The organism is Variovorax glacialis (assembly GCF_051216375.1).
Classification (GTDB): domain Bacteria; phylum Pseudomonadota; class Gammaproteobacteria; order Burkholderiales; family Burkholderiaceae_C; genus Variovorax.
Genome location: NZ_JBPJZT010000016.1, coordinates 127,342 through 140,482, shown reverse-complemented (window position 1 = coordinate 140,482; position 13,141 = coordinate 127,342). Strand labels below are relative to the sequence as shown.

The 13,141-nt window shown below is 61.1% G+C and carries 7 protein-coding genes and 1 pseudogene; 5 read left to right on the top strand and 3 right to left on the bottom strand.

Going from position 1 to position 13,141, the window contains the following annotated elements; genetic code table 11:
- Positions 1–124: 124 nt before the first annotated feature.
- Positions 125–1,151: pseudogene (locus ACSFBL_RS29285) on the top strand (IS110 family RNA-guided transposase).
- A gap of 485 nt (positions 1,152–1,636) precedes the next feature.
- On the opposite strand, the gene ACSFBL_RS29280 reads toward ACSFBL_RS29285, so the two are convergent.
- From ACSFBL_RS29280 to ACSFBL_RS29270, 3 genes are all read right to left on the bottom strand, one after another.
- Positions 1,637–1,927 carry an addiction module antidote protein gene (locus tag ACSFBL_RS29280; RefSeq protein WP_435519321.1) on the bottom strand — a complete coding sequence of 97 codons (291 nt, stop codon included), beginning with the start codon at positions 1,925–1,927 and terminating at the stop codon, positions 1,637–1,639.
- A gap of 1 nt (position 1,928) precedes the next feature.
- Positions 1,929–2,225 carry a type II toxin-antitoxin system RelE/ParE family toxin gene (locus ACSFBL_RS29275; protein ID WP_435519320.1) on the bottom strand — a complete coding sequence of 99 codons (297 nt, stop codon included), beginning with the start codon at positions 2,223–2,225 and terminating at the stop codon, positions 1,929–1,931.
- Between the two features lie 1,220 nt (positions 2,226–3,445).
- Positions 3,446–4,426, bottom strand: a complete 981-nt coding sequence (locus ACSFBL_RS29270) for a TIR domain-containing protein (protein WP_435519319.1) — start codon at positions 4,424–4,426, stop codon at positions 3,446–3,448.
- A gap of 839 nt (positions 4,427–5,265) precedes the next feature.
- On the opposite strand from ACSFBL_RS29270, the gene ACSFBL_RS29265 reads away from it, so the two are divergent.
- The 4 genes from ACSFBL_RS29265 to ACSFBL_RS29250 are packed head-to-tail and all read left to right on the top strand — an operon-like array spanning position 5,266 to position 12,679.
- Positions 5,266–7,767 carry an adenylate/guanylate cyclase domain-containing protein gene (locus tag ACSFBL_RS29265; protein WP_435519318.1) on the top strand — a complete coding sequence of 834 codons (2,502 nt, stop codon included), beginning with the start codon at positions 5,266–5,268 and terminating at the stop codon, positions 7,765–7,767.
- A gap of 21 nt (positions 7,768–7,788) precedes the next feature.
- Entirely contained in the window at positions 7,789–8,985 is a 1,197-nt protein-coding gene (locus ACSFBL_RS29260; RefSeq protein ID WP_435519317.1) for a phosphatase PAP2 family protein, read from the top strand.
- Entirely contained in the window at positions 8,973–11,063 is a 2,091-nt protein-coding gene (locus ACSFBL_RS29255; protein ID WP_435519316.1) for a S8/S53 family peptidase, read from the top strand. Before ACSFBL_RS29260 ends, ACSFBL_RS29255 begins: the two co-directional genes overlap by 13 nt.
- Entirely contained in the window at positions 11,036–12,679 is a 1,644-nt protein-coding gene (locus tag ACSFBL_RS29250) for an ABC transporter substrate-binding protein (RefSeq protein ID WP_435519315.1), read from the top strand. Before ACSFBL_RS29255 ends, ACSFBL_RS29250 begins: the two co-directional genes overlap by 28 nt.
- Positions 12,680–13,141: the final 462 nt, after the last annotated feature.

Here is a 13,141-nt window from a genome sequence, read left to right as displayed (position 1 = left end):
GGCGGCAAGTTGGGAAACCAGACAAGCCGCGCAATCAAGGCCGGATATAAGGACGCAGCCGACTTCTTCACAGCACGACACGACTTCTTCTTGCAACCCGGGAGGCATCCATATAAGGTTCATCATGGAGATCTACATTCTCGGCATCGACTTGGCCAAGCGTGTCTTCCAACTCTACGGCGCCGATCGCCAGGGCCGCACGGTCTACACCGCCAAGGTCATGCGCACCGCATTCGTCGAGACCGTCCGCGAATCGCGGCCTCGCATCGTTGCCATGGAAGCGTGCGGATCCGCGCACCATTGGGCCCGATGCTTCCGTGCCATGGGCATCGAGGTGCGATTGATCAGTCCGCAGTAGTCACACCGTTCGTGAAGACCAACAAGAATGACCGCAACGATGCGCAAGCGATTGTCGAGGCCGCCAGCCGGCCGACGATGAACTTCGTGACGGTGAAGTCCGTCGAGCAGCAGGACATCCAGGCGGTGCATCGCGTGCGCGAATTGCTGGTGCAGCAACGCACGGCACTGATCAACCAGGCAAGAGGATTGCTAGTCGAGCGAGGCGTGTCCATGGCGCAGACGCACCAGGCATTCAAGCGCGAAGTCCCAAAGATCATCGGCTCGTGCGAGGGCGAGGTGACGAGCGTGTGCCAAGCCATGGTGCTAGAGATCTCGGAACAGATCCACGCTCTGGAGGAGCGGATCAAGCACGCCGAGACCTGGCTCAGGTCATTCATGAAGCAGTCAGCGCTGTGCCGGAAGATCGCCGCCATTGACGGCGTCGGCACCATCACGGCGACAGCCATGGTGGCCTCGGTCGGAGAGGCCAAAGAGTTCAAGAACGGCCGACATCTGTCCGCTTGGCTCGGCTTGGTGCCGCGTCAGCATTCGTCGGGCGGCAAATCGCAGCTCAGGGGAATCAGCAAGCGAGGCGACAAATACCTTCGAACCTTGCTCATACACGGCGCGCGATCTGTCTTGCGCTACTCGGTGGGCAGACCGATGCCCAAAGTCGCTGGCTTCAGGAACTGATCGCGCGGCGTGGCTATAACCGCGCGGCCGTGGCGCTGGCCAACAAGAATGCGCGGGTGATCCAGGCCCTGCTGAGCAGCGACATGCCATATCGCCCGTCGAGTGCCGCGGCGCGCTGAGCGACCGCGATCCCTTGCCAAGCACAACATTCGAGGAGGAATACCCCCAGCACTGGTTTGCGAAGCTTTCGGAAGTGATGACAAAAGTGGTTGGACCAACACCCCGAGCCTGATTTTTCGACCGGCTGCGTCACGCACTCAAGCCGTCAATTTGCTGAGGACAGGTGTGCGGATCTCATCGAGGCTGCGGGCATGTTTCGACGCGCCCCACAGCAAGCCGTATACATGCATGCAGACCGTTTGACGTCACTGAACAGAGCTTGCAAAAGGCGCAGGGTCCATACATGTCGAAAAAATACGATTACCCCTTCGTGCGCTTACTCGCCGTCGGCAATCCCTCGCGCGCCCGTAAACTCACCTGGCGCCGAGCTCGAGGCGACGCGCCGCAGTAGCGCGCGGGTCTTGAGGGATGACAACTTTAGGTTCCAAGGAAGGTGGGGATGACGTCGGAAGCACGCGGCCGGGAATAACCCCAGATGCGGTACTCACGCAGCGGGCAACGTAGCGGTCAGTTCAATCCTTAGCGCCTTCATCACGGCCAACGTCGTCTTCAACGTCGGATTGCCATTCTCGCTGAATGAGCGGTACAACTGTTCACGCGACAGGCCAGTCTGACTCGCAATCTGGGCCATTCCTCTCGCGCGAGCCACGACGCCTAGCGCGTGCGCGATATAAGCCACGTCGTTGGTGTGAAACGCTTCGGCCATGAATATCGCGACCGCTTCATCGGTTGCGAGATCCTCGGCTGGATCGTAAGTACTTAGTTTTTCAGCCATGTCATTCGCTCCATTCGTCGGCCAGTCGCAAAGCGGTCCTAACATCTCTGGCTTGAGAGCCTTTGACACCACCGCACAGCAGCACAATGATCGTGTTGCCGCGGCGCTGGAAGTAGATTCGGTAGCCAGGGCCATGATGAATGCGCAGTTCGCTCACACCACGCCCGACGGGCTCCGCGTCGCCAGCATGGCCAAACGCAAGGCGGTCGATGCGCGAGGCGATCAGTGCCCGCGCCCTGTCGTCCTTCAAGCGCGTTCGCCATTTTTGAAAGGTCGCCGTCTGCTTGATCTCGATCATCAGATTTGATTGTAGTGTATAAACTACATAAAGGCAAGTGCAAGGTGAGCTTTGTGCCGCTACGATGCATGCGCTGGTCGCCCTCCTTGCGCCCCACCGCCGGCGTCCTCAACAGTGCTTTACGTAATTGTGCTTGCTCAATTGTTTATGTAGGGGCAAAGCTGTAATGTCGCGTTCCAGCAAAGTTCAGATGTCGCATATTCGGTCGCCCCGAGCTCCGAGGCATGGCCATGGCGACTGCTGCAGCGACGATCACAATGACCATGCGCGAGGCCGATCGACTCAAGACAGTCCAAGCAGTGGTCGACCGGATGCTTCGGGTTGCGAGGCGCCCACGAGGAAGGTGAAGTTGGAACGGCAGTGGAGCTCCGCGAAGGGGGGCGGCTCGTCGAGATGCATACTGTATATAAATACAGTATTCTGCACCCGGTCCGAGAATTTTCTGGGCCCTTATGGTCACCCCAAAGCAAAATGCCGCCATGTGCTACAGCGCCCAGATCCGAGCCGAGTACAAGCGTTTCGTGCGCCTCTTTGGCGGCGAGCTCAGCATCCGGGCCTTTTCCAAGCTCTACTTCGAGCGCCAGAGCGACCGAAGATCAGGATCCCGAAGGCCGTCGATGCGATGTTCCTCCATCCTCAGACGGACGAGGAACGCGGCGTCAAGGCGCTGATCGACGCCTTCGACGCCGGGCAGGGACCACACTTCGCTCCAGAACGAAGTGTGAATGACTTTGCTCGGGAGGTTCGACCATCGGTGCACGTGCGCTTTGAAGCCAGTTGTTGAAGACCGGTGTGACCAACGATGTAGTTAAGCAGCCGGAAATCGCCCAACTTGAACCATTCGCCACCCCGGGGCCAAGGGAGTTCAAATTCAATGGTGAGCTCTGTGGCGCAGTCCTGCAGGCACGCTAGCTCCTCGACCGTCGGCGTCTGACCGCGTCGAGATTGGCTCTCATACTGCGGACTCTCTCGATGGTGTCGTCGTCTGAGCAGACGTCCAACACGTCGCTGCGACAAAAGCGGCGCCGACAATGAGGGAAGTGGGCCTGAAGGCGGTGATTTTCGACATGTGTGCTCCTCGGGGCGTCAACGTGTGGAGCGGCTGTCGCGCCTGGGCTTCTGAGGGCGACCGTTCAATTTTCTTCAAAGATGCCGTCACCCCAAGATCAGGTCGTCCAAGGTCGCAGACCCAAATCTACTCGGTGTCGACCTTGCCTGACTCAACGCTGCTGTTTGCGGTGTGACCCCACCAAATCGCTCCCGGATCGGACGGTGTCGCCGCCATCTACTACAGTCGAAAAAGCAGCATCGAGATACTTGCGGCTGTCCTTGATGTGCAATTGACGTTCCTCACCGCCAAAACTAACGGACGCGGTACTGGTCCTCGTCCCGGAGATACAGCATGGATTGGCGACGGCGTTCGGCGCATTGTCTTTGAGCCAGCACCGCCCGGACGGCCCTTGAACACCTGGTTTGACATAAGCCCATGATTTGCACCGGGTCTCCGCATTGCAGGTCGCTTGGCATAGGGCGGGATCGGGCCGAGACAAGTCGAAATTTCGGTAGTCCGAACCCATCCGATCCGTGTTGTCCTCCATTCCGACACCTGCTGTGGTTCTCGGCCAACCTATCAAGAATGCGGCTCCGATCGCAGCCAGCAGAGCCATGAACCCGATGATGATTGGTGGGCGCAACAGCATGCCCTTCGACGCGTCGCTCGGCAGCGCTGGTGCTGATGTCGATTGTCGTTCCTCGCTGACAGCTTCGCTCGCCTTTTCTGGCGAATTGCGAGAAAGGTCGGTGGCCAGAATCGCCTTTACCTTTTCGGCCACGATCTGAAGATGCCGCTCTAAGGGCGGCGTCAATGCGTCCATCCAATGGATGTTGCCTAGGAAGTATTTGAACGATTCGGTTGGCGCGATGTTTTCAATTCTGAGCGGAACAATTGTCACGCCGCCATCCGCCGCCACCTCGATTTCGCGCTTGATCTGCTTGGACTTGTTTGCGCTCGTCGAAAAGACTAGCAGGAGCAGTCGACATTCACGAATTGATCTCACGATCGACTCACCCCAATCCGCCCCTGGCATGATGTCTCGCGGAGCGATCCAGCATCGCACGCCGTTGCTTTCGAGGATCGCGCACACCGCATCCGCGGCGGCCTTGTCTTCAGACGAATAGCTAATAAAGACGTCGTGAGCCATAACATCCCTCCAGTCGCACCGGACGCCGCAAAGCGAATGAAACTTGACGATGGCAGCGCGGAGGCGACGAGACTGATTCTAATGATCAACGTGGATAATTTCGGTCGAATAGCTAGGCCATTCGGCTTCACCCTCACAGATCCGAGCATGAGGCCTCTCGCATAGCGATGGCACTCGGCCACCCGCGGCTTGGGGTGGAGAGCGATTCAAATGGTAGGGTGTGCAGACGCCAACTTGCGAGTTCCCGACGCGATTGCCCTCTCTGCAGGCGAGTTCGCTGGCTGGGAAATGGCGCCTGGTGCGCCCTTGAAGTTTGGCCATGCAGATAGAGCCAGCATTGCCATATCCCGCGACACAGCCGAGTCGCGCACCGTCAAGGACAACCCCGACTAGGGAATTCATCATTCGCGCGAGGTGAACCGGGCGCAAGCGCTGTCGTGCCTGGATCGCGGGATTCCCGAGCGCAGATCATGGACGATCGGGCGCACTACGCTGTGGCGCATCCGGTCGGCATACTTGCAAGGAGGCGTCGATCTCGCCGTGTTCGACATCGCACCGTCCCCCCCATCGTTGAGTACGAGGGGCGACTCGGCATGCACGCTGGGGGGAGATTTGCGCCGATTGAGGTAGTCGGCTACGCCGGGGGAATTAGGCCGTATACGCTGCTGATGCGTTCCCAATAGAGCACGGTAAGGGAGCGGATTTCAGCGATCGTAGCCGGGTATCTCAATCTGATCGTAGCCGGCGCTTCAGCGCGATAGTGGTCGATGCTAGGACACACGCGAGTGAGGGGTTGCATGGTATCTCAGTCGCCCAGGATAGCTGAGAGGCGGTGCGTGTTGTCGATTCGGTCCAAAATCGCGTCGGCGATCCTGCGGTCATGTTCGCTCGACTTCGGCAAATTAGCGCGGCTCCGCATGGCCGGCGCGAATATTCGCGACATCACCCTCAACGCTGCGTTTTACGCGTCCGAGGTCGGTGAGCCAGTTTTCATGGTTCATTTGCTGCACTGGGCGCATCACGAAGCGAGCAAGCGCGAGCACTTGGCCAAGCGGAGGCCCGGGGCCTGGCCATCTGGTCGGCGATCGGAAGTTGTGTCGTTCCGCAATGTGGAAAGGGACGCAGGCCGAGGTCAAAATGGCCGAACTGCTCAGGCGGCCGTCTGCGACGACGTGCTGGATGGACTCGGCAGAATCGTCCTGGAGCTATGGTGGTCCTCAGATTCTGGGACGCGAGCCCGCCCGGGATCATCCTGCGGCCATCGTGCAGGGCTCATCTGTTTGGTGGATGCGCGAAGCTTGCGGGGTGTCTATGGTGTTGCTGCGAGATTCCTCGCCCATCGAGCGGTGAAAGCAGCACTCATGAGCGGATCAGTCGATTTCGTCAAGCATCGGCTCGCCGCGCATCGTGCGCATTCTTGGTGCGGCCGGCGAGCTGTCCCGTTGCATCGAAACTTCTTTTGGTGCCAGCCGCGATCGAACGAAGAGCCGTGCATCGGCAAGGCGCTGTACATGCTTGCTGTCATCAGTCCCGCCCTCGACAATCCGGTCGAGGAAAAAATGCCACCCCAACCTCGATTCGAAGGCGATTTTGAACGCGTCGTGCGTGCTGTAGTGGTCGTCGACGTGGTCGAATCGGTTCGCTTGATTCACGAGGACGAGACGAATGCGGTGCAGCGCTGGCGAGCCTATGCGGCGGAAGCCAACGATCGCATCGCACCTGCGCATGGTGGGCGTCTCGTGAAAAGTCTTGGCGACGGACTCATGATGGAATTTCCTGCAGCGCCCGCCGCGGTGCGTGCGGCGTTCGAGTTGCAGCGCCTCAGTCTCGCGACGAGTGAAAGCCTCGAGGACCATCGCAAGATGCGCGTGCGTATCGGGGTGCACGTCAGCACTCTCATCTCGGACGCGCGCGACGTGTATGGGCACGGCGTCAATCTCACTGCACGACTCGCGTCACTCGCCGGCCCGGACGAAATCGTCGTGTCCGCCGAAGTGCGCGACCAGCTCGTTCCGGACCTCGATGCGGAGATCGAAGACCTCGGCGCCTGCTATCTCAAACATCTGCAGGATCCGGTGCGCGCATTCAGGGTCGGTGCGCCCGGCGAGCGACCTCCGATCGAAACCGCGGCGTGGGGCGCTGACCTGAAGGCGACGGTGGCAGTGATGCCCTTCTTCATCCGCGGCGGTGGACAGGCCGAACACGACATCATCGGGCAGGCGCTGGTCGACGACGTGACCGCCGCACTTTCTCGCTCGCCCGAGATCAATGTTGTATCTCGCCTTTCGACCACTGCTTTCCGGGGACGCGAGACAACACTCGACACGGTCGCACTGCATCTTCATGCCGACTACGTCATCTCGGGCTCCCTGGCGATCAGCGGCAGCCGGCTGAGTCTGAATGCGGAACTCGCCGAGGTGCGCTCGCGCCAGGTCATCTGGTCGAAGAAACTCAAGGGTGCAGTCAACGGTGTCATCGTCGGCAAGGACGATCTGGCGGACCGGCTGGTGAGCCAGATCTTCACGGCAATGAGAACCCACGAGGTGCAGCGCGCAACCAGCAAGCTACTGCCGACGCTCGAGAGTCGCACGCTGCTGCTGGCCGGAATCACGTTGATGCATCGTATCTCGCCCGCGGCTTCGCAGCAGTCGCGATTGCTGCTGCAGACGCTGATCGATCGTGAGCCTCGCCTCGCGCCTCCTTACGCCTGGCTGGCAAAGTGGCACGTGCTGCGCGTCACGCAGGGATGGTCCGATGATGTCATGGCCGACGCCAGGCAGGCGCTGGACAACACGCGGCGAGCACTCGACCGGGACGCTTCGCTCTCGCTCGCGATGGTTGTCGAGGGACAGGTCAATACCTACATCCTCAAGCGGCTCGACGCTGCGGAAGACCTCTACCTGGCGGCCTTGCGTGAGAATCCGAACGACTCGCTCGCCTGGCTTCTCAAGGGCACGCTCCACGCATTCAGGGACGAGGGCCAGGAGGCGGTGCGCCATACGCGGCAGGCGATCAGGCTGTCGCCTTTGGACCCCTTGAAGCACTACTTTGATTCGCTCGGCGCGACGGCCGCGCTAGCCGCGGGTCAGTATTCGCGTGCGTCGAGCTTGGCGCAGGCCTCGCTGCGGCTCAATCGAACGCATGCGTCAACCTTGCGCGTTCTGATCACCGCCCTGTGGCAGCTCGGACACGTGGACGAGGCGCGCAGGTGGTCGCGGGAGCTCCTGACGATCGAGCCCAAATTCAAGATTTCCACTTATCTCGAGAGGTCCCCGGCGGCGCAATCAAGGCTCGCGCGGACGATTGCTTCTGCCATGGAGAGCAGCGGCATACCCATGTAGTTCTTTTAAGGAGAATTCGAAATGAGCTATCTCGAAGGTGGAGAGGGCGGCGAAGGCGGTGAGGGCGGAGAAGGAGGAGAAGGGGGCGAAGGCGGTCGGGGTCCGGCCGACGCGCAGCGTTTGTCCACTTTGGGGCTGATCGCTCATCACGACGGAATCGCGGGTGTCTGGAAGTCCAAGTTCCCTGCCTGGATTGCCGACGAAATCCTCCAGACCAGGGTCGGTCCGCTGGATCGGTGGGACCCGCGCATACGGCGGTTCCTTTTCGAAGCCGAGTTGCTTTCTTCGCTGTATTTCGCAGTCGACGCGCCGTTACAGGCAGCGGACACTTCGTACATGGCGACCCTATACAGCTTCAAGGAGGACGGAAGCGCGAACGCCACTGATCCGCCGAACGGCACGTGGGACAAGCTGATCTCGATGGTGCGTCCGCCGGAAGATAAGCTGAAAGGTCAACTCGACCTCGTGAATGGCTATGCCGACCTGCGCCTGGACCGCGCGCGCGAAACCGTCGAGCAGATGACGCTGCAGTTTCCGTACTGGTCCTCCGTGGTGCCCTTGAATCCGTCACGCCACCGATACACCTTTGAAGTCCTCGGCCTGGTGATTCGCCTGGCGAAGTACAGCGAGATGAACTTCAAGAACGCCATGTGCGTTCGCCGCCCCAACGAATACTCGCCCCAGATCCAGCCCTTCCTGCCGACGCCGATCCATGGCTCGCTGCCCAGCGGCCATTCGACCGAGGCACATGCCGTGGCCCGCGTGCTGTATGCCCTCGTGAATCGTTCCGACAAAGCCTCGGACATGGCGGTACTGCTGCGCCAGCAGCTCATGCGGCAGGCAGCCCGCATCGCGATCAACCGCACGGTTGCCGGCCTGCACTACCCAGTCGACAGCATGGCCGGGCAGTTGCTCGGATTGACCATGGGCAGCTACTTCGTCGCTCGATCCGGCCTCACTTACCCGGAAGCCGAACTGGAGAATCCGCCGATTGTCGGGAAGGTAATTCCTTCGACATTCAATGGCAAGGAATATCCGAGTGATCAAGATTTCTCAGGCCTCGAGTTCTACAAGGTCGACACCGACGAGATTAAGGAAGCACCCGGCGGGGCCGCAAAACCCAAGAGGTACGTAGATCCGGATGTCGAGATCGAAGTCGTCCGATCGCCATCCCTCAACTGGCTCTGGCAACTGGCGTATGCCGAGTGGGGAGCCTGATTGTGGTCACGCATGAAAGACAGCGGCGCATAAGCCCCGCGCAGACGTACCTGCGCTGGGCCATCAAGGACGTGAGTCTCTTCCGGAAGCCGGACACATGGCTACCGTTGCTGGTCGAGTTCGCGCCGGGGCTCACGCTCGATGACTTCCGCAAGAGCAACCACCGATTCAAGGATGTCATACGGATCCCCCAGCCGTTTCGGGACGAATCATTTCTGCCGCGGGATTGCAAGTTCTGCGTGTTCTTCGTCTCTCTCGATCGGGAAAAGTGGTTCACGACGCTACGAGCCTTACTCGGAAAGTTTCGTCGCGTGGACATCGGCCCACCGGTGACCATACCGTCGCAGTTCGACGCGTTGGGCGAGGGGGCGCTGGAGTCCGGGATCACCTCGCAGGCCACCGCAGACGCAGATGGCCGGCGCGTCGTGACGGTGGTGATGGACGAGGGCATCGCGTTTGCGCATCCACGCTTCAGGCGCAAGTGTGTCGACGCGGCAGGCGAGCCCGCGGAATGCACGCGCATCGAGTACATCTGGGTTCAGGATGCGAGCGGCAGTATCGGCTCCACGGCGCCGGGCAAGGAGTTCACGGCGAGCGACATAGACAACGCAGTCAACGCTGCGAGGACAGCGGGCAAGGCCGAAGAAAGTGTCTACACCGAGCTCGGGGTTCTCGACATGAAGGTTGAAGGCTACAAGCCGCTGGCCCATCGGCAGGCCCATGGAACGCACGTGCTCGACATGGCCAGCGGATACGACCTCGACGACCCCTACGACCCGCCGCCCGAGACGAGGCCGATCATCGCGGTCGAAATGCCCGAGGCGTCGGTTGGTGACCCGGCCGGGTCAACGCTCAAGCCCCATGCGGCGGCCGGTCTGGTTTACGCCTTGTGGCGTGCGCACGGTCTACGACGCGTCGGCGAAACCCTCCCGGTGGTGGCGAACCTCAGCTATGGACCGCACGAGGGCCCGCACGACGGAAGCTCGTTATTCGAATTCGTGGTGGACTTCCTCACGGCCTTTTCGCAAACGGTTTCGGTGCCCATGCTGCCTGTCTTCTCCGCCGGCAACTACCGGCAATCGCGCGTGCACGCGAATTTCCAGCTGGCCGAAGGCGGCGGGCGGGCGCTTCAATGGCGCCTGCAGCCTTGCGGCCTGACGCCGAGCTTCATGGAGATCTATTTCGAGTCGGGGCCCGAGGTCCACTTGACGCTGATGCCGCCCGGTGGCGCCCCATTTTCGATTTCGACGACGGACGTGCCCAACAAGCTCAAAAAGCCCATGCCCAGCGAACCAGTACAGCCATACACCCTCGAGTTCGTGGATCACGGCGGCGCGCTGCAGAGCTTCGTGCTGGCCGTTGGGCCGACGGCGAGCGATCCCTGGGCAGAAGGAGTCTATCGCGTGGTGCCCTCGGGCATCTGGAAGATCAGCATCCTGGTCAAGAACTCGGTCGACTCGAAGGCCGTGCCTTTCGATGCATGGATCAAGCGCAGCGACACACCCCCCAGCCGGCGCGCCAAGGGCCGGCAGTCGTACTTCGACGACGACGCCTACCAGCGCTTCGACAGCAACACCAGGCCCACGGAATTCGATCCCGTAAGTTCCTCCAGCTACGTGCGTCGGCAGAACACCCTGAGCGGTATCGCGACGGGGCGCGAGCCCTATGTGATCGGTGGGTACCGGCGCGGTCCGGACCGCAAGGACCTGATGCCGACCATCTATACGTCGGAAGCATCGGGCATCCCCGTTCCGGGGCGCGCCATCCTGGGTGTCAACTGGCTCGCGCCTGCCGACGACGCCATGACATGCCTCGGAACGCTCGGCGCGGGCACGCGCGGTGCGGGTCGCGTTGCGATGAACGGAACCAGCGTTGCAGCGCCGCAGGCCGTGCGCTACTACGTAGAGAAGTGGGCCCAAACGGGCGTCAAGCCCGGCCCGATGCCGCCGGCTGCGGCGTTGGACCATGTATCGCCCCGCGTACTGGCGGATGATCAGTTGCTGGTCGCGGGCGTCGGCCTCATGCGACTGAAACCTCCGAAAGGCCACAGATGGAAAGACCGTCAGTACTCGGAGTGACCGGTTTCGGGCGCGACCGTTGCGCGGCTGCCGAAGCGCCCTCGAAGGTGATGTTGGCCTTTGCCTGCGCGCTGACCATCGCCGCCGGGCCCAGGATCGCGTCAGCGCAAACGCTGAGGTGGGCCAGCCAGGGAGATCCGCAGACACTCGATCCGCATTCGCAGAACGAGTTGCTCACGAACTCGATCAACGGGCAGGTGTATGAGACGCTCGTATCCCGCGACAGGAATCTTCGGCTCGTTCCCTCGCTGGCCACCGGATGGCAGCAACTCGGCCCGACGCTGTGGCGGATGACGCTGCGCCCGGGCGTGAAGTTCCACGGAGGTGAATCCTTTTCTGCCGAGGACGTCGTGTTCTCGGTGGCGCGCGCGAAGGACAAGACGTCGAACATCCGCATCTATGCCGCCGGGCTCGGCGAGGTGCGTGCGGTCGATCCGCTGACGCTGGAGTTCTCGCTCGCGCAGTTCAATCCTCTCTTTCTCGAACACGCGGCGCTGGTGCAGGTCATGAGCAAGGCCTGGTGCGAGGAGCATGACGCCGCAAGCGCGCAGAACTTCAAGAGCGGAGAGATCCGATACACGACGCTACACATGAACGGCACTGGGCCTTACGTCCTTGTCTCGCGGCAGCCCGATGTCAAGACGACCTTCAGGCGAAATCCCAACTGGTGGGGGCGCTTCGACGGCAACGTGAAGGAAGTGGAGTACACGCCGATCAAGAACGATTCGACGCGGACCGCGGCGCTGCTTGCCGGCCATCTCGATCTGGTGTTAGATCCACCGCCCCAGGACATGGACCGACTTCGCGAGTCCAACGGCTTGAAGGTCATCGACGGAATCGAAAACCGCATCATCTTCATCGGCATGGACCAGGGCCGGGACGAGCTTCTCTATAGTTCCGTCAAGGGCGCCAATCCCTTCAAGGACGTGCGCGTGCGTCGCGCCCTCTATCACGCGGTGGACATCGAGACGCTGCGCACTTCGGTAATGCGCGGCCAGTCACGGCCGACCGGCGCCATGGCGCCGTCGCCTCTGGGCATCTTCAACGACGCGCAACTAGAGCAGCGCCTGCCCTTTGATCTGGCGCGGGCCCGGGCCCTGATGGCGGAGGCCGGCTACCCGCAGGGCTTCGAGGTGCGGCTGGATTGCCCCAATGATCGCTACATCAACGACGCGCGCATCTGCGTCGCGCTGGCGGGCATGTGGAGCAGGATCGGCGTGAAGGTCGACGTCGTGACCCAGCCGAGGGCGCTGTATTTCGCCAAGGGCGAGAAACTCGACGTGTCGATGTACCTGCTCGGTTGGGGTGGCGCGATCACGGATGCGGACGTCACCCTGTCTAACGTGCTGCGCTCGCGTGGAGACAACGGCATCGGTTACTACAACTGGGGCAATTACAGGGACGCCCGGCTCGACGAATTCGCATCCATATCGGCCATCGAGCAGGATCCGGTAAAGCGCGAGGCGTTGATCAAGGCGGCCTTTCGCGAACACAACGAGCAGGTGCACCACATCCCTCTCCACCGCCAGGTGATTCCGTGGGCGATGCGCGAGAACGTGGAGGCGGTGCACCGGCCGGACAACTGGCTGGAGTGGCGGTGGATCACGATCCGCTGAATCGCCTGAGCGCCCGCTGCGCCGTCGCCGAGGGCGCGGCGCACGCTGCAGCGCAGCGCAGGCAGGTAAATCACCTTCAGCAGATGCGCATCCGCTTGATCAGATTGCGCAGGTCCTCGATCACCGTCTTCGTCCAACTGTCGATCCCGCCTCAGATTAGCTTAACCGCTCGGCGTACTGCGACAGGTCCTTGAGTCCTCCTGATATTTGTGGATGACGTGGAGAGCAGGTCGTTCTCCAATCTGCGGAACGCTACGTCTCGCTTCGTTGAATCAAGTCAATTCTGCAGTTCACTTTGTGGCCAAAATTTGCGTCAGTGGGTTCTTGGTAGATGCGATGGAACGCGACAGTATGCGATCAAATTCTTGGGGCAATCATCTATTGAGGATCCGGTAAATGTTTGACGTCTTACAGTTGGAGTTCTGCCTGCTTCCAGAAGACTCGAACCAGTCTCGGGCGACG